At 58.8% G+C, this 22,647-nt stretch carries 18 protein-coding genes; 10 read left to right on the top strand and 8 right to left on the bottom strand.

What is annotated here, in order from left to right; genetic code table 11:
- Window positions 1-216 precede the first annotated feature (216 nt).
- Window positions 217-2,667 carry a glycogen/starch/alpha-glucan phosphorylase gene (locus HU718_RS02780; protein ID WP_038359984.1) on the bottom strand — a complete coding sequence of 817 codons (2,451 nt, stop codon included), beginning with the start codon at window positions 2,665-2,667 and terminating at the stop codon, window positions 217-219.
- Window positions 2,668-2,926: 259 nt separating this feature from the next.
- Between HU718_RS02780 and HU718_RS02775 the strand changes: the two genes are divergently transcribed.
- A complete protein-coding gene (locus HU718_RS02775) occupies window positions 2,927-3,364 on the top strand; it encodes a YkgJ family cysteine cluster protein (protein ID WP_038359983.1) in 438 nt (145 codons plus the stop codon).
- A 324-nt stretch (window positions 3,365-3,688) separates the two neighbouring features.
- Here the strand turns inward: HU718_RS02775 and typA are convergent, their stop codons facing one another.
- Both typA and thiI read right to left on the bottom strand, forming a co-directional pair.
- On the bottom strand, window positions 3,689-5,509 hold the full coding sequence (gene typA, locus HU718_RS02770; RefSeq protein WP_034153003.1) for a translational GTPase TypA: 1,821 nt from the start codon (window positions 5,507-5,509) through the stop codon (window positions 3,689-3,691).
- Window positions 5,510-5,648: 139 nt separating this feature from the next.
- Window positions 5,649-7,103, bottom strand: coding sequence for a tRNA uracil 4-sulfurtransferase ThiI (gene thiI, locus HU718_RS02765; protein WP_095120757.1), 1,455 nt, complete (start codon window positions 7,101-7,103; stop codon window positions 5,649-5,651).
- A 327-nt stretch (window positions 7,104-7,430) separates the two neighbouring features.
- On the opposite strand from thiI, the gene glnA reads away from it, so the two are divergent.
- The 5 genes from glnA to ntrC all read left to right on the top strand — a co-directional run bounded on the left by glnA (window position 7,431) and on the right by ntrC (window position 13,005).
- Window positions 7,431-8,837 carry a glutamate--ammonia ligase gene (glnA, locus tag HU718_RS02760; protein ID WP_016985745.1) on the top strand — a complete coding sequence of 469 codons (1,407 nt, stop codon included), beginning with the start codon at window positions 7,431-7,433 and terminating at the stop codon, window positions 8,835-8,837.
- A 282-nt stretch (window positions 8,838-9,119) separates the two neighbouring features.
- The gene (locus tag HU718_RS02755) at window positions 9,120-9,635 is read left to right on the top strand and encodes a DUF4124 domain-containing protein (RefSeq protein ID WP_186613040.1); all 516 of its coding nucleotides are present in this window, start codon (window positions 9,120-9,122) and stop codon (window positions 9,633-9,635) included.
- The gene (locus tag HU718_RS02750; RefSeq protein WP_110720651.1) at window positions 9,632-10,255 is read left to right on the top strand and encodes a DUF4124 domain-containing protein; all 624 of its coding nucleotides are present in this window, start codon (window positions 9,632-9,634) and stop codon (window positions 10,253-10,255) included. The genes HU718_RS02755 and HU718_RS02750 overlap by 4 nt, the downstream gene beginning before the upstream one ends.
- Before the next feature lie 231 nt (window positions 10,256-10,486).
- Entirely contained in the window at window positions 10,487-11,572 is a 1,086-nt protein-coding gene (glnL, locus tag HU718_RS02745) for a nitrogen regulation protein NR(II) (RefSeq protein ID WP_007909240.1), read from the top strand.
- On the top strand, window positions 11,569-13,005 hold the full coding sequence (gene ntrC / locus HU718_RS02740) for a nitrogen regulation protein NR(I) (protein WP_007909238.1): 1,437 nt from the start codon (window positions 11,569-11,571) through the stop codon (window positions 13,003-13,005). Before glnL ends, ntrC begins: the two co-directional genes overlap by 4 nt.
- Before the next feature lie 647 nt (window positions 13,006-13,652).
- On the opposite strand, the gene HU718_RS02735 is transcribed toward ntrC, so the two are convergent.
- Together HU718_RS02735 and HU718_RS02730 are read right to left on the bottom strand one after the other, a co-directional pair.
- Window positions 13,653-15,689 (bottom strand): leucine-rich repeat domain-containing protein, encoded by a 2,037-nt coding sequence (locus HU718_RS02735; RefSeq protein WP_225936838.1) that lies wholly within the window; start codon window positions 15,687-15,689, stop codon window positions 13,653-13,655.
- A 189-nt stretch (window positions 15,690-15,878) separates the two neighbouring features.
- A complete protein-coding gene (locus HU718_RS02730; protein WP_150707983.1) occupies window positions 15,879-16,319 on the bottom strand; it encodes a hypothetical protein in 441 nt (146 codons plus the stop codon).
- On the opposite strand from HU718_RS02730, the gene HU718_RS02725 reads away from it, so the two are divergent.
- The gene (locus HU718_RS02725) at window positions 16,318-16,773 is read left to right on the top strand and encodes a tRNA (cytidine(34)-2'-O)-methyltransferase (RefSeq protein WP_007909235.1); all 456 of its coding nucleotides are present in this window, start codon (window positions 16,318-16,320) and stop codon (window positions 16,771-16,773) included. The two genes, HU718_RS02730 and HU718_RS02725, sit on opposite strands and share 2 nt — an antisense overlap.
- Before the next feature lie 124 nt (window positions 16,774-16,897).
- Here HU718_RS02725 and secB read toward each other — a convergent pair whose 3' ends face one another.
- The 3 genes from secB to HU718_RS02710 are packed head-to-tail and all read right to left on the bottom strand — an operon-like array spanning window position 16,898 to window position 18,110.
- A complete protein-coding gene (gene secB / locus HU718_RS02720) occupies window positions 16,898-17,383 on the bottom strand; it encodes a protein-export chaperone SecB (protein WP_016772114.1) in 486 nt (161 codons plus the stop codon).
- Window positions 17,384-17,440: 57 nt separating this feature from the next.
- Window positions 17,441-17,695 carry a glutaredoxin 3 gene (gene grxC / locus HU718_RS02715; protein ID WP_016986347.1) on the bottom strand — a complete coding sequence of 85 codons (255 nt, stop codon included), beginning with the start codon at window positions 17,693-17,695 and terminating at the stop codon, window positions 17,441-17,443.
- A 1-nt stretch (window position 17,696) separates the two neighbouring features.
- Window positions 17,697-18,110, bottom strand: a complete 414-nt coding sequence (locus HU718_RS02710) for a rhodanese-like domain-containing protein (RefSeq protein WP_016986346.1) — start codon at window positions 18,108-18,110, stop codon at window positions 17,697-17,699.
- Between the two features lie 153 nt (window positions 18,111-18,263).
- Here HU718_RS02710 and gpmI point away from each other — a divergent pair, with 153 nt between their 5' ends.
- From gpmI to HU718_RS02695, 3 genes are all read left to right on the top strand, one after another.
- On the top strand, window positions 18,264-19,793 hold the full coding sequence (gpmI, locus tag HU718_RS02705; protein WP_186613042.1) for a 2,3-bisphosphoglycerate-independent phosphoglycerate mutase: 1,530 nt from the start codon (window positions 18,264-18,266) through the stop codon (window positions 19,791-19,793).
- Between the two features lie 216 nt (window positions 19,794-20,009).
- Entirely contained in the window at window positions 20,010-21,296 is a 1,287-nt protein-coding gene (locus tag HU718_RS02700) for a murein hydrolase activator EnvC family protein (RefSeq protein ID WP_095120763.1), read from the top strand.
- Between the two features lie 31 nt (window positions 21,297-21,327).
- Window positions 21,328-22,647, top strand: coding sequence for a S41 family peptidase (locus tag HU718_RS02695; RefSeq protein WP_095120764.1), 1,320 nt, complete (start codon window positions 21,328-21,330; stop codon window positions 22,645-22,647).

Here is a 22,647-nt window from a genome sequence, read left to right as displayed (position 1 = left end):
CGGCGATTGCTTCAGTCTAGGCACAAACCCAGTGGGAGCGAGCCTGCTCGCGAAAGCGGTTTGTCAGCCAACATTTCTGTTTAACATGACAACCGCTTCGCGAGCAGGCTCGCTCCCACATTGGATTGGTGGTGACTGGCGCTGCCGGTAACCGGCGCTCAGTATATCGATCCGGCCCAACAAACGTTGGGCCTTGCGCACATTTGTTGTGGAAAGTTACTCCAACGCTTTCCAGATATCCGTGGCGTACTCGCGAATCGTCCGGTCCGAGGAGAACCAGCCCATCCGCGCCGTGTTCAGCACCGCTGAACGCCACCAGTTGTTGCTGTCGTGCCAATGCTCTTCAACGCGTTTCTGCGCTTCCCAATAGGAGTCGAAGTCGGCGCAGACCAGGAAGCGGTCGTAATCCACCAGCGAATCGATCAGCCCGGTGTAGCGCGAAGTGTCATCCGGCGAGAACACCCCGCTGCGAATCGCTTGCAGCACATCGTTCAAACGATGCGACGCGGCAATGTCCGGCAACGCGCTGAACTCGTGGTTCTGTTTGCGCGCTTCGACCTGCTGCGCGCTGAGGCCGAAAATGAACATGTGCTCAGCACCAATGCGTTCGCACATTTCCACGTTGGCGCCGTCCAGCGTGCCGATGGTCAGTGCGCCGTTGAGGCCGAACTTCATGTTACTGGTGCCCGACGCTTCGAAGCCGGCAGTGGAGATCTGCTCGGACAAGTCCGCCGCCGGAATGATGCTCTCCGCCAGGCTGACGTTGTAGTTGGGCAGGAACACCACTTTCAGCAGGCCGCGCACCGTCGGATCGTTGTTCACCACCCGCGCGATGTCGTTGGTCAGCTTGATGATCAGTTTGGCCTGGTGATAACTCGCCGCAGCCTTGCCGGCGAAGATTTTCACCCGTGGCACCCAATCGACTTCCGGCTCAGCGCGAATCGCCTGATACAGCGCCACGGTGTGCATCAGGTTGAGCAACTGACGTTTGTATTCGTGGATCCGCTTAACCTGCACATCAAACATCGCCGCCGGATTGACCGCGATACCCAGCCGTTCGTGAATCAGATAGGCCAGCGCTTTTTTGCTGTGCAGCCGTTGTTCGGCAAAAGCTTTGCGGAACGCGGTTTTTTCGGCGAACGGCTCAAGATCGAGCAGACGCTCTTCAGGGTTATCGAGCAAATCCGGGCCGAGCGCGTCGACCAGCATCGAAGTCAGTTCGGAGTTGGCCTGATACAACCAGCGGCGGAAGGTAATGCCGTTGGTTTTATTGTTGATCCGCTCCGGGTAGAGCTTGTGCAGTTCGGCGAACACGGTTTTGCGCATCAACTGCGTGTGCAGCCCGGACACGCCGTTGACGCTGTGCGAACCGAGGAAAGCGAGGTTGCCCATGCGCACCCGGCGACCGTTGTCTTCTTCGATCAGCGACACCGCACGCAGCACGTCAAAATCATGAATGCCTTTGGCCCGCAGCGAGTCGATGTGCTGGGCGTTGATCAGGTAAATGATCTGCATGTGCCGTGGCAGCATGCGTTCCATCAAACCCACCGGCCAGGTTTCCAGCGCTTCCGGCAGCAGCGTGTGGTTGGTGTACGACAGCGTATCGACCGTCACTTGCCACGCCGCATCCCAGGCCACGTCGTAGACGTCGACCAGTTGCCGCATCAATTCGGCGACGGCAATCGAGGGGTGGGTGTCGTTGAGCTGGATGGCTGCGTGATCGCCAAGGGTCAGCACCGAGGTGTGCATGTTGCGATGGCGGCGCAGCAGATCCTGCAAGGAAGCAGCGACGAAGAAGTATTCCTGGCGCAGGCGCAGCTCTTGCCCTGCTTCGGTGCTGTCCGCCGGGTAAAGCACACGGGAGATGCTTTCGGCACGTGCCACTTCGGCAACGGCGCCCAAGTGGTCACCGGCGTTGAAGCGCTCCAGGTGCAAATCTTCCATGGCGCGGGCACGCCACAGCCGCAAGGTGTTGACGCTCGCCCCGCGCCAGCCGACCACGGGCGTGTCGTAAGCAATGGCGCGCACGGTTTCTGCCGGCGACCAGACTTGTTTGGATTTGCCGCTGACATCGGTGACGGTTTCAACGCTGCCGCCGAAGCCGATGGTGTAAACCACTTCCGGCCGTTCGAATTCCCACGGGTTGCCGAAATCCAGCCAGTGCTCGGTCTGTTCCTGCTGCCAGCCGTCGACGATGGCCTGGCGGAACAAGCCGTGCTCATACCGAATGCCATAACCGTGGCCGGCGATGCCGAGGGTCGACATGCTTTCCATGAAGCACGCGGCCAGACGACCGAGGCCGCCGTTGCCAAGCGCAGCATCGGGCTCCAGCAAGCGGATGCGCTCAAGATCGACACCGAGTTCAGTCAACGCTTCACGGGCGACGTCGAGCAGGCCAAGGTTGCTCAGGCTGTCGTAGAGCAAGCGGCCGATAAGAAATTCCAGCGAGAGGTAATACACCCGTTTCTGACCTTTGCGGTAGATCTGCCGGGTGTGGTCCATCCAGTGTTCGACCATGTGATCACGCGCAGCCAATGCGATGGCTTCGAACCAGTCATGGTCGAAGGCGTGATCGGGGTCTTTGCCCACCGCGTAGGTGAGCTTGGTCAGGACGGCGTCGCGGAATGCGGCCACCTCTGCTTCGCGAACTAGTGGTTCTTGAGTCATCAATAGGACCTCGAGCGAGCGGGAATTGTCTGAGCCTAGACGGTCTGACCGACGGTGAGGGCTCTGGTTCGGCAGTATTTCCTGAGACTGTGAGATAGCCCGGCATTACCTTGGCGAGTGAGCTAATGAATGCAGGGGCCGTGCCGAATTGTCCGGCAATGTGCCTGTATGCAGAAAAAATCTGGCGAAAGGTTGTTCAAAAATCCACCAGTCCCGGTATGATCGCGCGCCCTGATGCACACACGCCTGGTAACTCCCGATGATGAAGCCCAACCTGATTGCCGCCGCCGAGATCGACCGTCTCGATACGTGGGCAAAATACTCAGCCCCGATGTGCGGTTCCTGCGTGTCGAGCTGCTGCACGCTGCCGGTTGAGGTGAAGATCAAGGATCTGGTGCGCATCGGCGTGGTAGATGAGTTCGAACTGGGCGACCCGCCGAAGAACATCGCCAAGCGTTTGCAGAAGGAAGGCCTGGTCGAGCGCTTCAACCAGAAGTCCGGCATCTTCACCCTGCAGCGCATGAGCAACAACGATTGCTACTACCTGGATCGTAAGAGCCGCCTGTGCACCATTTATGACAAGCGCCCGGATACCTGCCGCAATCACCCGAAGATCGGGCCGCGGCCGGGGTATTGCGCTTATAAGCCGAAGGAAGTGGTGCGCGAGCAGAATTTCCGAGCGATCGAGAAATTTTAAACGCTTACCCTCATCGGAACGCCGCCCGCCCAGCCCTCTCCCGGAGGGAGAGGGAGCCGACCGAGGTGTCTGGCGCCATACAGCGACCTGAAACACCCAGGCGATTATGGATTCGGTACAGCCCCACCAAATCGATTATGGATTCAGCAGAATTCTTTCAAGTCGATGCATCTCATGAATATCCCCCATTCGGTCCCCTCTCCCTCTGGGAGAGGGCTAGGGTGAGGGGCTCTTGACCTTCAAGACTCAATCCACATTTCCCCCAGACAAACAAAAACGCCCCCGGTCTCGCGACCGGGGGCGTTTTTTCAAGCTCGGGCTAAATTACGCCTTGGCTTTCTTGGCAGCGCGGGTACGCTCGCTTTCGTCCAGGATCTTCTTGCGAAGACGGATGGACTTAGGAGTAACTTCGCACAGCTCGTCTTCCTGGATGTATTCCAGAGCCTGTTCCAGAGTGAAGCGAACAGGTGGTACCAGAGCGATGGTTTCGTCTTTACCCGAAGCACGCATGTTGTCGAGCTTCTTGCCTTTGGTTGGGTTTACACCCAGGTCGTTGTCGCGGCTGTTCTGACCAACGATTTGACCGTTGTAGATCTCCTGGCCGTGTTCTACGAACAGCTTGCCACGAGCCTGCAGGGTTTCCAGCGAGTAGGTCAGTGCCTTGCCGGTTTCAACCGAAACCAGAACGCCGTTCTGACGGCCGGACATGTGGCCCGACTTGACGGTGTCGTAGCGATCGAAGATCGAGGTCAGGATGCCAGCACCGTTGGTCAGGGTCAGGAACTGGTTACGGAAACCGATCAGACCGCGAGCAGGGATGTTGTATTCCAGACGAACACGGCCCTTGCCATCCGGCACCATGTTGCTCAGGTCGCCTTTACGCAGACCCATTTCTTCCATGACCTTGCCCTGAGCTTCTTCAGGGATGTCGATGGTCACGTTTTCGAACGGTTCTTGTTTAACGCCGTTCACTTCACGAATGATTACTTCAGGACGGCCCAGGGCCAGCTCGAAGCCTTCGCGACGCATGGTTTCGATCAGTACCGAGAGGTGCAGCTCACCACGGCCGGAAACCTTGAACTTGTCAGCGGTGTCGCCTTCTTCAACGCGCAGTGCAACGTTGTACAGCAGCTCTTTGTCCAGACGGTCCTTGATGTTACGGGACGTCACGAACTTGCCTTCTTTACCGCAGAATGGCGAGTCGTTTACCTGGAAGGTCATCGAAACGGTTGGCTCGTCAACGGTCAGAGGCTTCATCGCCTCGACAGTGTCCGGGTGGCACAGGGTGTCGGAGATGAACAGCGAGTCCATACCGCTGATGCAAACGATATCGCCTGCTGCAGCTTCTTCAACGTCGATGCGGTGCAGACCGTGGTGACCCATCAGTTTCAGGATACGGCCGTTACGGCGCTTGCCGTCGGCACCGATCGCCACAACCGGGGTGTTCGGCTTGACGCGGCCACGAGCGATACGGCCAACGCCGATAACACCCAGGAAGCTGTTGTAGTCCAGAGCGGAGATCTGCATCTGGAACGCGCCATCACGGTCAACAGCCGGAGGCGGAACGTGGTCGACTACCGCTTGGTACAGCGGGGTCATGTCTTCAGCCATGGCGGTGTGATCCAGACCGGCAATGCCGTTCAGGGCCGAAGCGTAAACAACCTGGAAGTCCAGTTGTTCTTCGGTAGCACCGAGGTTGTCGAACAGGTCGAAGATCTGATCCAGAACCCAGTCCGGACGCGCGCCTGGACGGTCAACCTTGTTGATTACCACGATTGGACGCAGGCCGGCTTCGAAAGCCTTCTTGGTCACGAAACGGGTTTGCGGCATAGGGCCGTCTTGAGCGTCAACCAGCAGCAGAACGGAGTCAACCATCGACATTACGCGTTCAACTTCGCCGCCGAAGTCGGCGTGGCCCGGGGTGTCCACGATGTTGATGTGGTAGCCGTTCCAGTTGATGGCGGTGTTTTTCGCCAGAATGGTAATACCGCGCTCTTTTTCCTGGTCGTTGGAGTCCATCACGCGCTCGTCGTTGAGCTCGTTGCGCTCCAGAGTGCCGGATTGACGCAGGAGTTTGTCTACCAGGGTGGTTTTACCATGGTCAACGTGGGCAATGATGGCGATGTTGCGTAGATTTTCGATCACTTGTGTATCTCGATCAGAGGATTCGGTTTGCTGACAAGTCTTGGCAGCGATTAGCAGTAGTGTCCGGCATGGCCGTTACAGCTTGACGGCGGTGTCGGGGGGCCGGTGACGCAGGCCACAGGCAAACAGCCCCGGGCACTTAGCTCGGTCGATAAACGCGCACATTGGCATGCCCCTCACTGAGCAAATGGTGAGCATGCAGGCGACTCATCACGCCTTTGTCGCAATACAGCAGGTACTGGCGAGTCGGATCCAGCTCCTTGAAACGAGCGTTCACTGCGTAGAACGGCATCGTCTGTACTTCTACGCCAGCGAGTTCCAGCGGCTCATCCTCGGCGGCATCCGGGTGACGGATGTCGATCACGATCTGGCCGGCCAGTGCTTCGCTGACTTCTTCAATCTGTACGTCCTGGCCCAATTCGTCGATCACCCGATCGATCGGCACCAGTTTGGCGTTTTCGAGCGCACGCTCGAGCACCGCCATGTCGAATTCTTTCTCTTCGTGCTCAACGCGACCGCGTTTGGCGGCGGTCTTCGGATTGACCGAAATGACTCCGCAGTATTCCGGCATGTGCCGGGCGAAATCGGCGGTGCCGATTTCGTTGGCCGTGTCGATGATGTCCTGCTTGTGCGCCACGATCAGCGGACGCAGGACCAGTTTGTCGGTCACGCAGTCGATCACCGACAGGTTTGGCAGCGTCTGGCTCGACACCTGGGAGATCGCCTCGCCGGTGACCAGCGCCTCGATGTGCAGACGGTCGGCGATGTTGGAGGCCGCGCGCAACATCATACGCTTCAATACGACGCCCATATGACTGTTATCGACTTTGCCGAGAATTTCGCCCAACACTTCTTCGAACGGAACACTGACAAATAGCACGCGTTGCGAGCTGCCGTACTTCTTCCAGATGAAATGCGCGACTTCCATCACGCCCAATTCGTGGGCACGACCGCCCAGATTGAAGAAGCAGAAGTGCGTCATCAGGCCGCGACGAATGATCTGGTAAGCCGCAACGGTCGAGTCAAAGCCGCCGGACATCAATACCAGCGTCTGCTCCAACGCACCCAGCGGGTAACCGCCGATGCCGTTGTGCTGGCTGTGGATCACAAACAACCGTTTGTCGCGAACTTCGATCCGGACTTCGATTTCCGGCGCTTTCAGGTCGATACCGGCGGCACCGCACTCACGACGCAGCTTGCTGCCGACGTATTTTTCGACGTCCATCGAGCTGAAGGTGTGCTTGCCGGCACGCTTGCAGCGCACCGAGAAAATCTTCCCGGCCAGCGCAGCGCCGTAGTGCTGTTTGCACTTCTCGGTGATGTCGTCGAAGTCGCCCAGCGGGTACTCGTCGATCTGCAGAAAGTGCGCGATGCCCGGCATGCAGGTCAGGCGCTCACCCATCTCTTTCAAGGCTTTGGCGTCGGTAATGCGGGTTTCCAGCTCGAGATTGTCCCACACACCGTTCACCACCACGGCCGGGTCCAGGTCACGGAGCACGGTGCGGATGTTCTTGGCCAACTGGCGGATGAACTTCGTCCGGACAGGTCGGCTTTTGATGGTGATCTCGGGGAAGACTTTTACGATTAGTTTCATGAAAACAGCGCGCGAACGGCCAGCCGAAAAAGGGGGGCGCGGATTATAGCGGAAATTGCTCAAGGTTTAACCAGTTAATGTGCAGAAGGTTTTGCATGCACCAAAACAGGTCATTTGTAGATTGTGACGCTACATTAAAGGGCGATATTTCCTGCTTTAAGAAGCTCCGCACCTTAATAAGCGTGAATTTGGGGCAAAAAACCCATGCTGGGGCACTGGCATGCAATTTGCTCCCTTGTGAGGCAGGTTGCCTTGGCAGAGTATTCGCGCCGGCATCACCACTATTAAGGGCATCCACTACCAGCCCTAATTCACCCGGAGGACACTATGTCGAAGTCGGTTCAACTCATCAAAGATCATGACGTCAAGTGGATTGATCTGCGCTTCACGGACACCAAAGGCACTCAGCACCACGTGACCATGCCGGCTCGCGATGCGCTGGAAGACGACTTCTTCGAAGTCGGCAAGATGTTCGACGGTTCCTCCATCGCTGGCTGGAAAGGCATCGAAGCCTCCGACATGATCCTGCTGCCGGACGACGAAACTGCCGTGCTCGACCCGTTCACCGAAGACGCCACCCTGATTCTGGTGTGCGACATCATCGAACCGTCGACCATGCAAGGTTACGATCGCGACCCGCGCGCCATCGCTCACCGTGCCGAGGAATACCTGAAGACCACCGGTATCGGTGACACCGTATTCGCCGGTCCAGAGCCTGAGTTCTTCATCTTCGACGAAGTGAAGTTCAAGTCCGACATCTCTGGTTCGATGTTCAAGATCTACTCCGAACAAGGTTCGTGGATGTCCGACCAGGACATCGAAGGCGGCAACAAAGGCCACCGTCCAGGTATCAAAGGTGGTTACTTCCCGGTTCCGCCGTTCGACCACGATCACGAAATCCGTACTGCCATGTGCAACGCACTGGAAGAAATGGGCCAGACCGTTGAAGTTCACCACCACGAAGTGGCAACTGCCGGTCAGAACGAAATCGGTGTCAAGTTCAACACCCTGGTGAAAAAAGCTGACGAAGTTCAGACGCTGAAATACGTTGTACACAACGTGGCTGACGCCTACGGCCGCACCGCTACCTTCATGCCGAAGCCACTGTACGGTGACAACGGTTCGGGTATGCACGTGCACATGTCCATCGCCAAAGATGGCAAGAACACCTTCGCTGGCGAAGGCTATGCCGGCCTGTCCGAAACCGCTCTGTACTTCATCGGCGGTATCATCAAGCACGGTAAGGCACTGAACGGCTTCACCAACCCGGCCACCAACTCCTACAAGCGTCTGGTGCCAGGTTTCGAAGCGCCGGTGATGCTGGCCTACTCGGCTCGCAACCGTTCCGCGTCGATCCGTATTCCTTACGTCAACAGCCCACGTGGCCGTCGTATCGAAGCGCGTTTCCCGGATCCGGCTGCCAACCCGTACCTGGCTTTCGCAGCACTGCTGATGGCTGGCCTGGACGGTATCCAGAACAAGATCCACCCAGGCGACGCTGCCGACAAAAACCTGTACGACCTGCCGCCTGAAGAGGCGAAAGAGATCCCGCAAGTTTGCGGCAGCCTGAAAGAAGCTCTGGAAGAGCTGGATAAAGGCCGTGCGTTCCTGACCAAGGGCGGCGTGTTCTCCGACGACTTCATCGACGCTTACATCGCGCTGAAATCCGAAGAAGAAATCAAGGTCCGTACCTTCGTACACCCACTGGAATACGAGCTGTACTACAGCTGCTGATCCGGTAGCGCTGCGTTACGTGGCGTGAGTGAAAGAGGCCTCCTTCGGGAGGCCTTTTTTATTGCGATTTATGGCTCGACGCAAATCCCTGTAGGAGTGAGCCTGCTCGCGATAGCGGTGGATCATTGAAGGTGATGCTGACTGACACTACGCCATCGCGAGCAGGCTCGCTCCCACAGGGGATTTGTGGCGCCTGAATGATCTCCGGATGTGTGCCGAGTTGGGCCAACCGCCGCGTCTGTCCTATGCTGCATCCCATCGTTTTCAATCCCGGTCGATTTCATGGGTCGCATCTTTATCTACATACTGCTGCTGATCGCCCTGCCCGCCGCCGCGCAGATCTACAAGTACACCGATGCCAATGGCAACACGGTCTACAGCGATCACTCGCCAGACGGCGTGCAGGCGCAGCCCGTGGAGTTGCCGCCGCTCAACCGTGTCGAGCCTCAGGCGCCCAGCGCACCGGCCCCCTCTGGCACGGACAATCGCCAGCAGGCACGCAGCGATGCCTATGAGATTCTGGAAATCGCCGGCCTGCCCACCGAAGAAGCCCTGCGCGCCAATAACGGCACGTTCACCGTCAACGTGCTGATCAAACCGCGCCTGCGGCCACCGCATCAATTAAGACTGGTATTGGACGATGAACCCTACGGTCAGCCGAGCAACGTGCCGATCCTGCAACTGGTGAACGTGGATCGCGGCGAACATCGTCTCGCCGTGCAAGTGATCGACGGGCAGACGATCATTCAGCAGAGCCCGCCAGCGGCCCTTAGCGTACAGCGAGTACACAAGCCATGATTCGCGCGTGGCTTATCACTGTGTTGGCACTGCTGACGCTGCAAGCATCGGCTGAGGTCTTCACCTATACCGATGCGCAGGGCAATCGCGTCTACACCGACCAACCGCGCGGCAACGCCAAGCGAGTGCCCATCGCAACCAGCAATCGCATGTCGCCCAACCCAACGGCCGCCGCGCCGGTCACCACCGCGAAAAAATCCGTCGAACAGCCTCTATTCCATTACGACATGCTGCGCATTCTGATACCTGAACCCGATGCCACGATTCGCAGCAGCGCAGGTGAAATCATTGTCAGCGTCACCAGCGAGCCCGGACTACAGCGAGGTCACCGTTATCGCCTGCTACTGGACGGACAGGCCACGGGCGAGCCAGGCCTCAGTCCAGTGTTCCCGCTGAACAACATTGATCGCGGCAGCCACAACCTTTCCGTGGAAATTCTCGACGCCGGAGGCCGCACCGTCGAACGCACCGCCAACCAGCCCTTCCATATGCTGCGCATCTCGCTTGCGCAGAAGCGTCAGGTCAAACCTTGCACCAAGGACGACTACGGCATCCGTCCGGAATGCCCACTGAAAGACAAACCGCCCGAGCCGAAAAACCCCTTCCTGCGTTTCTTCTGACGCCGCTCAGCTTTGCGCACTATATTGGTGCAATAGGCTGCACCGTACCCACAATCCAACCCATTTTGGTTCGAAACTACCCGTGAGAGCTGGCACCCTGCCACTCAAACGAGCGTCAAACGCCTGTTTCAGGCGTTGAACGCTTCTTTTCAGAGCCTTGGTTTGGTTTTTGCATTTTCCGTTCACCGACGCTTGTTATTTGCGCACGCTCCGCCCCCAAAAGAGGCTCCGATGACTATTAGCGACGCAATTCACCGTTTGCTGCTCGACAACCTGACCACCGCCACGATCCTGCTCGACGCCGAATTGCGCCTCGAGTACATGAACCCGGCGGCGGAGATGCTGCTCGCCATCAGCGGGCAGCGCAGCCATGGCCAATTCATCAGCGAGTTGTTCACCGAATCCACCGAGGCGCTGAATTCCCTGCGCCAGGCCGTGGAGCAGGCGCATCCGTTTACCAAACGCGAAGCCATGCTCACCGCCCTCACCGGCCAGACGCTGACCGTGGATTACGCGGTGACGCCGATCCTCAGCAACGGCGCGACCATGCTCCTTCTCGAAGTCCACCCGCGTGACCGCTTGCTGCGAATCACCAAGGAAGAGGCGCAGCTGTCCAAACAGGAAACCAGCAAGATGCTGGTGCGCGGCCTCGCCCACGAGATCAAGAACCCGCTGGGTGGCATCCGTGGCGCCGCGCAACTTTTGGCCCGCGAACTGCCGGAAGACAGCCTGCGCGATTACACCAACGTGATCATTGAAGAGGCCGACCGCCTGCGCAATCTGGTTGACCGCATGCTCGGCTCGAACAAGCTGCCGTCGCTGGCGATGTGCAACGTCCACGAAGTGCTGGAGCGCGTCTGCCAACTGGTCGAAGCCGAAAGCCAGGGCTGCATCACCTTGGTGCGCGATTACGACCCAAGCATTCCCGACGTATTGATCGACCGCGAGCAAATGATTCAGGCGGTGTTGAACATCGTGCGCAACGCGATGCAGGCGATCAGCAGCCAGAACGAACTGCGCCTGGGCCGCATCAGCCTGCGCACCCGGACCATGCGCCAGTTCACCATCGGCCACGTCCGCCATCGTCTGGTGACCAAGATCGAGATCATCGACAACGGCCCCGGGATCCCGGCGGAACTTCAGGAAACCATTTTCTTTCCCATGGTCAGCGGACGCCCGGACGGTACCGGGCTGGGCCTGGCCATTACCCAGAACATCATCAGCCAGCACCAGGGCCTGATCGAGTGTGACAGCCATCCAGGCCACACCACCTTCTCGATCTTTCTGCCACTGGAACAAGGAGCCACATCGACATGAGCCGTAGTGAAACCGTGTGGATCGTCGATGACGACCGTTCTATCCGTTGGGTGCTGGAAAAGGCGCTGCAGCAGGAAGGCATGACCACCCAGAGCTTCGACAGCGCCGACGGTGTGATGAGTCGCCTGGCCCGTCAGCAGCCCGACGTGATCATTTCCGACATCCGCATGCCGGGTGCCAGTGGGCTGGATCTGCTGGCGCGGATTCGCGAGCAACACCCACGGCTGCCGGTCATCATCATGACCGCTCACTCCGATCTGGACAGCGCTGTCGCCTCGTATCAGGGCGGTGCGTTTGAGTATTTGCCCAAGCCGTTTGACGTCGATGAAGCGGTGTCGCTGGTCAAACGTGCCAACCAGCACGCCCAGGAACAGCAAGGCCTGGAAGTCGTACCGGCGCTGACCCGCACCCCGGAAATCATCGGCGAAGCGCCGGCGATGCAGGAAGTATTTCGCGCCATCGGGCGCTTGAGCCACTCCAACATCACCGTGCTGATCAACGGCGAATCCGGTACCGGTAAAGAACTGGTCGCTCACGCATTGCACCGCCACAGCCCGCGCGCGGCCTCGCCGTTCATCGCGCTGAACATGGCGGCAATCCCAAAAGATCTGATGGAATCCGAGCTGTTCGGCCATGAGAAAGGCGCGTTCACTGGCGCGGCGAACCTGCGTCGCGGCCGCTTTGAACAGGCTGACGGCGGCACGCTGTTCCTCGATGAAATCGGCGACATGCCGGCGGATACGCAAACCCGTTTGCTGCGCGTTCTGGCCGATGGCGAGTTCTACCGCGTCGGCGGGCACGTGCCGGTCAAGGTCGATGTGCGGATCATCGCCGCGACCCACCAGAATCTGGAAACCCTGGTGCACGCCGGCAAATTCCGTGAGGACTTGTTCCACCGCCTCAACGTAATCCGCATCCACATCCCCCGCCTGTCGGATCGTCGCGAAGACATTCCGACCCTGGCCAAGCACTTCCTCAGCCGCGCCGCGCAGGAACTGGCTGTCGAGCCAAAACTGCTGAAAAGCGAGACCGAGGAATACCTGAAGAACCTGCCGTGGGGCGGCAACGTGCGGCAGTTGGAGAACACTTGCCGCTGGATCACCGTGATGGCGTCCGGGCGCGAGGTGCACATCAGCGACCTGCCGCCAGAACTCCTGAACCTGCCGCAGGACTCGGCACCGGTGACCAACTGGGAGCAGGCGCTGCGTCAGTGGGCCGATCAGGCCTTGGCGCGCGGCCAGTCGAGTTTGCTCGACAGCGCAGTGCCGGCATTTGAACGGATCATGATCGAGACAGCGCTGAAGCACACCGCCGGGCGCCGGCGTGATGCAGCGGTGTTGTTGGGTTGGGGGCGTAATACCCTGACGCGCAAGATCAAGGAATTGGGGATGAAGGTTGATGGTGGGGATGATGATGAAGGGGATGAGGGTTAAAACCTTGTTCGCTTGAGGATGGTTGTGTACTCAGGATCGATCCCCCTCACCCCAGCCCTCTCCCCAAGGGGGAGAGGGGAAAGGGAGCCGATCTCGGATGTTTTCGAAACCTGAGTCCGGCTCAATATTTCAGGTCGGCGTAACTTGAACCGACAACTCGGTCAGTTCCCTCTCCCTATGGGCGGTCCGACGTTTCGGGAGGGTTAGGGTGAGGGGCCCCCGTGCACCGCATCAATGCACAATGACCCGCGATCGCGCACAGCCGGATCGCCTCATTCACTTCTCAGAACACGGAAAAACCGACTATCCAGAAACACCAAAGCCCCGAATTACGGGGCTTTGATGTCTCTGATCAGCTTTTTTGTTTCAGCAGATTAAAACCTGGCACGCCCCCTGCAATACGTCTTACAGGTGATTCGATTCACCACCCGTTTCGGGGACCTTGGTACAGGCAGGCCGGGGATTCCCCTCTTTATACCGGGCGCACACCGCAACGCGATGCGCCCACCGTTTTGGGATCCTTGGTACAGGCAGGCCGGGGGTTCCCTCTTTACACCGGACTGACGCTGCCAGCGAAGTCCACCCCGTTTTGGGAACCCTGATACAGGCAGGTCAGGGATTCCCGCTTTTACGCCGCACTCCCGGGGTCAGTCGAGCCTCGGACGCTTGGGTAGATGATGCAAGGGCTGATTCTGTCGCCCGGGATCAAGTGCCTTTATTTCCTCCTCCAGCCTTTCCAGCATCTTTCCTGGACTCGTTTCATTCCTGGCTACGTCCCTGAGGCGAGACCGTTCAACAGCGCCTGCCTTTTCGAAACTTTCGAGAAACGCCCAGACCCGGCGCTCTAATAGCTGACGTTCTACGAAGAATTCAGGCGTACGGCTCAGATTTCGAATCCGCGAGAACAAACTGCTTTCAGAATAGCTGTTCAACCTGTCCCAAAGCGCCAGTTTCTCTGGAGTTTGCGCGTGTGGCACATGTCGTAGCCAGAGATCCGCCGACGCATCAACGCTCTCTACTCCCAACCAGATATCAGTACCCGTTTGTCGACGCGCAAATATCAATCGCCGCAGGGACGCGGGGTCTGTAATAGGATTTCCGGTCAAGTTGAAGCCTGCTCTAAGCTCCACTGATTCGGGAATCGATCTGATTCGATTGTTCGCGAGATTCAATACTGTCGCGGGAATTTCAGACGTGATGCCGTCGGGAAACTTGTCGATATCCGTGCTGGAAAGATCAAGTTCCCGCAACTTGCTCATTCCTTCGAGCGAAGGCGCATCAAACAGCGAATTTTCGCCGAGTTTCAATATTTCCAAGCCTTTGGGGCCATTCCCGGTGCCCAGCCCGCCAGGGATCTGGCTGATACCGGTCTGCGTCAGATTCAATACCCGCAGCTCGGACATCCCGGTAACGTCAGGCGCACGCCCTATAAAAGGATTTCGTTGAAGATCCAATACCTGTAACCGCGACCATCCGGCCAACTCGTTCAGTCCCCCAGGCAAACCGACAAGACTGGTATTACCCAGTTTCAACACCCGCAACTCAGTCATATCGCGTATCGAAAAACCATACCCGAGGGGATGGCCTTCCAGGTTCAGCTCGCGCAAACGTGGCAGCTGTTTCAATTGTTCAATATCGGCTAGCGAAAGGTGGAGCAGAGGATTACTCAAGTCCGCCACGCGCAACTCCGTGAGCCGTCCGACTCCGCCAGGCAGTCCATACACCTGGCCTGACGTCCTCAATGTTCCAAGGCTGGGAAACCCGGCGAAGAAATCCTTCGGTGTTTGTGACGAAAAACCTCTCAGGGTAAGAGAAACAACGGAATTGATGGGTGTAGAAAAAAGTGGAGCCCTTTGCATGGGCCATTCGCTCAGATTGATATCCAGCCTGAAACCCGCCATTCGCCCGCCGCGATAGACTCGCCCCCAAGGGTCGAGATCGTCGCCTTGCCACTTGTACAGTTGAATCAGCTTGGCACTCAGTGACAGTCGACTCGCGTACTCGGCGCCGGGAGAGTCCTTGAGGGCATTCGTCCAGGTGCTGAGCTCACGCTCCAACTGCGGCAAACCCAGTTGAATGCGTTTGAGTTCAGCCTCTAACGTCTCCTTGTCACCAAACCGGGATACAAAGTCATCCGCTTGTCGATCGGACAGTTCCGGAAGGCTTTTTTTCACTTGTGTTCGAAGGGTCAAGTCAACGCCTTCGCGTGGATGCCAGAGACCGCTGTCAATGTCGCGCACCAACTCGGGGCCGGAAGGATGCCGCTCATTGGGTAACCGTGCGCGATACGTTGCATTGACCGGATCCATTGCAACCAGAACAGTGCCGCCCTCTGACAGATCGACGTAAGTACGCTTGTTAAACACCCTGAGGCCACGGCTGTCGGCATCTGGAAGCGTTATCCTGGCGCCGATCAAGTAATTCTCCAGTAGCGGCGCGGCTGCCGGATGCGGGATGTCAACGGCAGTCATTTGAACCAGCACGGCCGGCTCCGGGCGGACGACATCAGCGTGTGTATCGCGCGATGGCCCGGCTCGCAGCTGCAGGTCATCGAGCGCAAGACCTGAGTCGACGCCTCTGCGGATCGATGGATCAGGGAGCGAAGTATCCACATCACCGGGGCGGCTCGGGCCTCCGGGGACATCCACGTGGGTATTGCCACCGCGAGGTGGTTTTACTGGCATGTTTTTCATCCTTGAAGAACTCGCCCCTGGCTTCACGCAAGGAACGACGGTTTCGGCATCCTGCCGGTTTAAAGAAGAACCGCACGATAGCGTGCGCACGCCAAGAGGGAGAGCGGAAAAACAGATTTTTGTAGTGGGAAACGGCGTCAATAAGCGTAGGAGTGACCAAGCCGGACGGTTAGTCTCGGCTCAGTTCGCTTGCAATCGAATCTCCAGGCGCCAACGCTCATCGACCTTGCTGCCGGCCCAGTCACCCTGCAGCGGCCGCGCTGCCAGCACTGTCAGCAACAACCCGCCGTCACTCGCTCGCGTGCGCCAGTTCACGTCTTTGCCGTTGAGTTTGAGCTGGCCCTTCTGCGCCCGGCCTTCGGCCTGAAACAGCAGCGCGAGCGTGCCATCGATGATTTCACCGTGCAGCTTCGGTTCGTTGTTGAACCACAGCACCAACCCGCTTTCGCTGACCTCGACTTGCTGCAACACAGTCGGATCCGGCGTGGTCAGGCGGCCGATCATCAAGCCAATCATCAGTCCGACAATCGCCAGCGAACCGATCACCCGCGGGAATAGTTTCGAACGGTTGTCCACAGGCGGCGTAGAATGCCGCTCATCTTTACCTTCGGAGCCGTGCATGTTTCACGTCATCCTTTTCCAACCAGAAATTCCGCCGAATACCGGCAACGTTATCAGGCTGTGCGCCAACAGCGGCTGCCACCTGCATTTGATCGAGCCGCTGGGTTTCGAGATGGACGACAAGCGCTTGCGCCGTGCCGGTCTCGATTACCATGAATATGCCACGCTGCAACGTCACGCGGACCTGGCCAGTTGCCTGGAAAGCCTGGGCAACCCAAGACTGTTTGCGTTCACCACCAAGGGTTCGCGACCGTTTCATGATGCCGCGTTTGTTCCTGGCGATGCGTTCATCTTCGGCCCGGAAAGCCGTGGCCTGCCGCCGGAAGTGCTCGACGCCCTGCCGCCAGAACAGCGCCTGCGCCTGCCGATGCGCGAAGGCTGCCGCAGCCTGAATCTGTCCAACACCGTTGCGGTCGCTGTGTACGAAGCCTGGCGCCAGAACGACTTCAAATAACACCGCAAAACAAATGTGGGAGCGAGCCTGCTCGCGAAAGCGGTGTATCAGTCGACAAAACCGTCATCTGACACGCCCTCTTCGCGAGCAGGCTCGCTCCCACATGGGGTGTTGCTGAACCGTCTTACTGAACGGTTGGCGTTTCGCCGCTTTCCTGCATGCGCTGCAGCTCTTGCGCGTACAGGGCGTCGAAGTTCACCGGAGCCAGCATCAGCGCCGGGAACGAACCACGGGTCACCAGGCTGTCCAGGGTTTCGCGCGCGTACGGGAACAGGATGTTCGGGCAGAACGCACCCAGGGTGTGGCTCATCGAGGCCGCGTCGAGGTTCTTGATCAGGAAGATACCGGCCTGTTGCACTTCAGCGATGAAGGCGACTTCTTCACCGTTTTTCACGGTGACGGACAGGGTCAGCACGACTTCGTAGAAATCACCTTCGAGCGCTTTCTGGCGAGTGTTCAGATCCAGGCCGACCGCCGGGTCCCACTGCTGGCGGAAGATCGCCGGGCTTTTCGGGGCTTCGAAGGACAGGTCGCGTACGTAGATGCGCTGCAAGGAGAATTGCGGTGCGGTTTCTTCTTCGCTGGCTGCAGTGTTCTGTTGGTCAGTCATCTCAGATCCTTATCGATCTTGGGTCTTTTAGGGAGTGCTGTACGTAGGTGCAGCCGTTCAGGCCTTGAGCAGCGCGTCGAGCTTGCCGGCGCGCTCCAGGGCATACAAATCGTCACAACCGCCGATGTGCTTGTCGCCGATCCAGATCTGCGGCACGGACGTGCGTCCGGCTTTCTGGGTCATTTCGGCGCGCACCTGCGGCTTGCCATCGACCTTGATCTCTTTGAAGGCCACGCCTTTGTTCTCGAGCAGGTACTTGGCTCGCGAGCAATAAGGGCAGTAATCGCTGGAGTAGACGATGACTTCACTCATATCACTTCACCAGCGGCAGGTTGTCGCCTTTCCAGCTGGAGATCCCGCCGGACAGCTTGGCGGCGGTGAAGCCGGATTTCATCAGTTCGCGGGCGTGGGTGCCGGCGGTCTGGCCCAGGGCGTCGACCAGAATGATGGTCTTGGCCTTGTGCTTTTCCAGCTCGGCAACGCGCGCAGCCAGTTTGTCCTGGGGAATGTTCACCGCGCCAACGATATGGCCGGCAGCGAAATCCTTGGCCGGACGGATGTCCACCACCACGCCTGCATCTTTATTGACCAGCGCGGTCAGCTCGCCGGTGCTCAGGCTTTTACCGCCGCCCTGCATCGTGTGCGCCAGCAGCAGAGCCAGCAGTACGACGAAGATACCGACAAGAATGTAGTGGTTAGTGGCAAATTCAATCAGGTGAGCAACCATCGAAGGAGGTTCCAGGGCGTTAAAATGTCGGCCAGTATACACAGCCACTATGGTCGGCCAAACCCCGTCCGGCGGTGACGCGGTCGGAACTTAGCTTTAAACTCCAACTCCCTTTTCCATCGCCCTCTTCTTTATTAGCCACGAGTGGATTCCATGACGACTACGCCTAAACCTTTGGTCCTGATGATTCTCGACGGCTTCGGTCACAGCGACAGCCCCGAATCCAACGCCGTTTTTGCGGCAAAGAAGCCTGTTCTCGATCGCCTCTGGGCCACTGTGCCGAACGGCTTGATCTCGGGCAGCGGCATGGACGTCGGCCTGCCGGACGGCCAAATGGGCAACTCCGAAGTCGGCCACATGAACCTCGGCGCCGGCCGCGTGGTGTATCAGGACTTCACGCGTGTAACCAAATCGATCCGCGACGGCGAATTCTTCGAGAACCCGACCATCTGCGCCGCGGTGGATAAAGCCGTGGCCGCCGGTAAAGCCGTGCACTTCATGGGCCTGCTGTCCGATGGCGGCGTACACAGCCACCAGGATCACCTGATCGCCATGGCCGAACTGGCGTTCAAGCGCGGTGCTGAAAAAATCTACCTGCACGCTTTCCTCGATGGCCGCGACACGCCGCCGAAAAGCGCTGCATCGTCGATCGAACTGCTCGACGCGACCTTCCAGGCGCTGGGCAAGGGCCGTATCGCCAGCATCATCGGTCGCTACTTCGCCATGGACCGTGACAACCGCTGGGATCGTGTTGCTCAGGCGTACAACCTGATCGTCGACGGCAACAGCGAATTCCACGCGGCCACCGCCCAGGAAGGTCTGGATGCTGCTTACGCTCGCGGCGAGAGCGACGAATTCGTCAAAGCCACTACCATCGGTGAGCCGGTGAAAGTCGAAGACGGCGATGCCGTGGTGTTCATGAACTTCCGCGCCGACCGTGCCCGCGAGCTGACTCGCGTGTTCGTCGAAGACGACTTCAAGGATTTCGAACGCGCACGTCAGCCGAAACTGGCCGGTTTCGTCATGCTGACCCAATACGCCGCAAGCATTCCTGCGCCATCGGCATTCGCCGCGGGCAGCCTGGAAAACGTGCTGGGCGATTATTTGGCGAAGAACGGCAAAACCCAGCTGCGCATCGCTGAAACCGAGAAATATGCGCACGTGACCTTCTTTTTCTCCGGCGGCCGCGAAGAACCGTTCCCGGGTGAAGAGCGCATTCTGATCCCGTCTCCGAAGGTCGCAACTTACGACTTGCAGCCGGAAATGAGCGCGCCTGAGGTGACCGACCGCATCGTCGACGCCATCGAAAACCAGCGTTTCGACGTGATCGTGGTCAACTACGCCAACGGTGACATGGTCGGCCACAGCGGCGTGTTCGACGCCGCCGTGAAGGCGGTTGAATGCCTCGATACTTGCGTGGGTCGCATTGTCGATGCGCTGGAAAAGGTCGGTGGCGAGGCGCTGATCACTGCTGACCACGGCAACGTCGAGCAAATGGCCGATGAATCCACCGGGCAAGCGCACACCGCGCACACCACCGAGCCGGTGCCGTTCATTTATGTCGGCAAGCGCGATTTGAAAGTGCGTGAAGGCGGCGTGCTGGCGGACGTGGCGCCGACCATGCTGAAACTGCTGGGGCTGGAAAAACCGACGGAAATGACTGGCACCTCGATTCTGGTGTAAACCACACCTAACCTTGTGGGAGCGAGCCTGCTCGCGAATACGGTGGATCAGTCGACAGCGATGTCGCCTGACACACTGCTTTCGCGAGCAGGCTCACTCCTACATTGGTTTGTGGTGTTTTTCAGGCCAGTTATCACACAGCCCCAATTGGGCGTTTTTTTTGCAGCCTCGGGCGGGCATACTAGGCCGTCCATTACCCTGGTGCCGCCCGCCTCTATGCTCCGCGTCCTGATCGCCCTCGCTCTGACCTGCCTGCTCCAACCGGCCTTCGCTGACGAGCGCGCGCAAACCCAACAGCAGTTGGACGCCACGCGTCAGGACATTGCCGAGCTGAAAAAGCTGCTGGGCAAAGTCCAGGAAGAAAAATCCGGCGTGCAGAAAGAACTCAAGGGCACTGAAACCGAGTTGGGCAAGCTGCAGAAGCAGGTCGACGCGCTGCAGAAAGAACTGCAGAAAAGCGAATCCGAGCTGCAGCGACTCGATGCAGAGAAAAAAAAACTCCAGAGCGCGCGCACTGAACAGCAGCGACTGATCGCCATTCAGGCCCGTGCGGCTTATCAGAACGGTCGGCAGGAATACCTCAAGCTGCTGCTCAACCAGCAGAATCCCGAGAAATTCGCCCGCACCCTGACCTATTACGATTACCTGAGCCAGGCGCGTCTGGAGCAGTTGAAGAGCTTCAATGAAACCCTGCGCCAACTGGCCAATGTCGAAAAAGACATCGGTTTGCAGCAAGCGCAATTGCTGGTACAGAAAAGCGACCTCGACACTCAGCGCGAAGCACTCGAGAAAGTCCGCAAGGAACGCCAACAGGTGCTCGCCAAGCTGAATGACGATGTGAAGGCCCGCGACCAGAAACTCGCCGCCCGCGAGCAGGATCAGGCAGACCTGTCTAAAGTCCTTAAAACCATTGAAGAAACCCTGGCCCGCCAGGCCCGTGAGGCAGAAGAAGCGCGGCAGAAAGCGCTGATCGCCCAGCAGGAAGCGGAAAAAAAGCGCTTGCGTGAGGCGCAGGCTGAAAACAGCGACGCCCCACGAAAACCGGCCAGATCCACTCCCGGCGCGCTGGTCTCCAGCAGCGGCGAGACCTTCGGTGGTCCTTTTGCTGCAACCCGGGGAAAACTTCCGTGGCCGGTTGATGGTCGACTGCTGGCACGCTTCGGCGAAAGCCGTGGCGACGATGCCCGCACCAAGTGGGACGGCGTGATGATCAGCGCCTCCGCAGGCAGCCAGGTGCATGCCGTACACGGTGGTCGCGTGGTGTTCGCCGACTGGCTGCGCGGCGCCGGGTTGCTGGTGATCCTCGATCACGGCAACGGTTTTCTGAGTCTTTACGGTCACAACCAGACGCTGCTCAAGTCGGCCGGTGATGTGGTTAAAGCCGGTGAGTCCATCTCCACTGTCGGTAACAGTGGCGGCCAGGACACATCAGCGCTGTATTTCGCAATTCGTCAGCAGGGTCACCCGAGTGATCCGGCGCAATGGTGCCGCGCGCAAGGATAAGCGCGCCATCTAATTCAGGAGTTCGTTCGACATGCTGCATTTGTCCCGCCTTACCTCGCTGGCCCTGACGATCGCCCTGGTGATCGGCGCGCCTCTGGCGTTCGCCGCGCAACCGGCCCCGACCGTCGCTCCGGCAGGCACTGCCGCGACCTCCAAGGCACCGTTGCCACTGGAAGAGTTGCGCACCTTTGCCGAGGTCATGGACCGGATCAAAGCCGCTTACGTCGAGCCGGTAGACGACAAGACCCTGCTGGAAAACGCGATCAAGGGCATGCTCAGCAACCTCGATCCGCATTCCGCCTATCTGGGCCCTGAAGATTTCACCGAGCTACAGGAAAGCACCAGCGGTGAATTCGGCGGCCTGGGTATTGAAGTCGGTGCCGAAGACGGCTTCATCAAAGTGGTCTCGCCAATCGATGACACCCCGGCGTCGAAAGCCGGCATTCAGGCCGGCGACTTCATCGTCAAGATCAACGGCGCGCCAACGCGCGGCCAGACCATGACCGAAGCCGTCGACAAGATGCGCGGCAAGATCGGCCAGAAAATCACCCTGACCCTGGTCCGCGATGGCGGCACGCCGTTCGACGTGACCCTGGCCCGTGCGGTGATTCAGGTGAAGAGCGTCAAGGCGCAACTGCTGGAAACCGGCTACGCGTACATCCGCATCACCCAGTTCCAGGTCAAGACCGGCGAAGAGGTTTCCAAGGCCCTGGCCAAGCTGCGCAAGGACAACGGCAAGAAGCTCAACGGCATCATTCTCGACTTGCGCAACAACCCGGGCGGCGTGTTGCAGGCGGCGGTGGAAGTGGTCGACCACTTCATCACCAAAGGCCTGATCGTTTACACCAAAGGCCGCATCGCCAATTCCGAACTGCGCTTCTCGGCTACCGGCAAGGACGAAAGCGAAGCGGTGCCGATGGTGGTGTTGATCAACGGTGGCAGCGCCTCGGCTTCGGAAATCGTCGCCGGCGCCCTGCAGGACCAGAAACGCGCGGTGGTCATGGGCACCACCAGTTTCGGCAAAGGCTCGGTACAAACCGTGCTGCCGCTGAACAACGACCGCGCACTGAAGATCACCACCGCGCTGTACTTCACACCGAATGGCCGTTCGATTCAGGCACAGGGCATCGTGCCGGACATCGAAGTGCGCAAGGCCAAGATCACCAGCGAGGCCGACGGCGAATACTTCAAGGAAGCCGACCTGCAAGGTCACTTGGGCAACGGCAACGGCGGCGCGGACAAGCCGAGCGGATCCGCCAGCAAGGCCAAAGCCATGCCGCAGGATGACGATTACCAATTGGCCCAGGCCCTGAGCCTGCTCAAAGGGCTGAGCATTACGTCCGGCCGTTGA

Origin of the sequence: Pseudomonas tensinigenes (assembly GCF_014268445.2) — a bacterium.
GTDB classification, from domain to species: Bacteria; Pseudomonadota; Gammaproteobacteria; order Pseudomonadales; family Pseudomonadaceae; genus Aquipseudomonas; species Aquipseudomonas tensinigenes.
This window is presented reverse-complemented; position numbering and strand designations above follow the sequence as displayed.

Bases quoted from the DNA above. Each gene is read 5' to 3' on its own strand.
- HU718_RS02780 (WP_038359984.1), bottom strand. From the start codon at position 2,667: ATGACTCAAGAACCACTAGTTCGCGAAGCAGAGGTGGCCGCATTCCGC.
- HU718_RS02775 (WP_038359983.1), top strand. From the start codon at position 2,927: ATGATGAAGCCCAACCTGATTGCCGCCGCCGAGATCGACCGTCTCGAT.
- thiI (WP_095120757.1), bottom strand. From the start codon at position 7,103: ATGAAACTAATCGTAAAAGTCTTCCCCGAGATCACCATCAAAAGCCGA.
- glnA (WP_016985745.1), top strand. From the start codon at position 7,431: ATGTCGAAGTCGGTTCAACTCATCAAAGATCATGACGTCAAGTGGATT.
- HU718_RS02755 (WP_186613040.1), top strand. From the start codon at position 9,120: ATGGGTCGCATCTTTATCTACATACTGCTGCTGATCGCCCTGCCCGCC.
- HU718_RS02750 (WP_110720651.1), top strand. From the start codon at position 9,632: ATGATTCGCGCGTGGCTTATCACTGTGTTGGCACTGCTGACGCTGCAA.
- glnL (WP_007909240.1), top strand. From the start codon at position 10,487: ATGACTATTAGCGACGCAATTCACCGTTTGCTGCTCGACAACCTGACC.
- ntrC (WP_007909238.1), top strand. From the start codon at position 11,569: ATGAGCCGTAGTGAAACCGTGTGGATCGTCGATGACGACCGTTCTATC.
- HU718_RS02735 (WP_225936838.1), bottom strand. From the start codon at position 15,689: ATGCCAGTAAAACCACCTCGCGGTGGCAATACCCACGTGGATGTCCCC.
- HU718_RS02725 (WP_007909235.1), top strand. From the start codon at position 16,318: ATGTTTCACGTCATCCTTTTCCAACCAGAAATTCCGCCGAATACCGGC.
- HU718_RS02730 (WP_150707983.1), bottom strand. From the start codon at position 16,319: ATGCACGGCTCCGAAGGTAAAGATGAGCGGCATTCTACGCCGCCTGTG.
- secB (WP_016772114.1), bottom strand. From the start codon at position 17,383: ATGACTGACCAACAGAACACTGCAGCCAGCGAAGAAGAAACCGCACCG.
- grxC (WP_016986347.1), bottom strand. From the start codon at position 17,695: ATGAGTGAAGTCATCGTCTACTCCAGCGATTACTGCCCTTATTGCTCG.
- HU718_RS02710 (WP_016986346.1), bottom strand. From the start codon at position 18,110: ATGGTTGCTCACCTGATTGAATTTGCCACTAACCACTACATTCTTGTC.
- gpmI (WP_186613042.1), top strand. From the start codon at position 18,264: ATGACGACTACGCCTAAACCTTTGGTCCTGATGATTCTCGACGGCTTC.
- HU718_RS02700 (WP_095120763.1), top strand. From the start codon at position 20,010: ATGCTCCGCGTCCTGATCGCCCTCGCTCTGACCTGCCTGCTCCAACCG.
- HU718_RS02695 (WP_095120764.1), top strand. From the start codon at position 21,328: ATGCTGCATTTGTCCCGCCTTACCTCGCTGGCCCTGACGATCGCCCTG.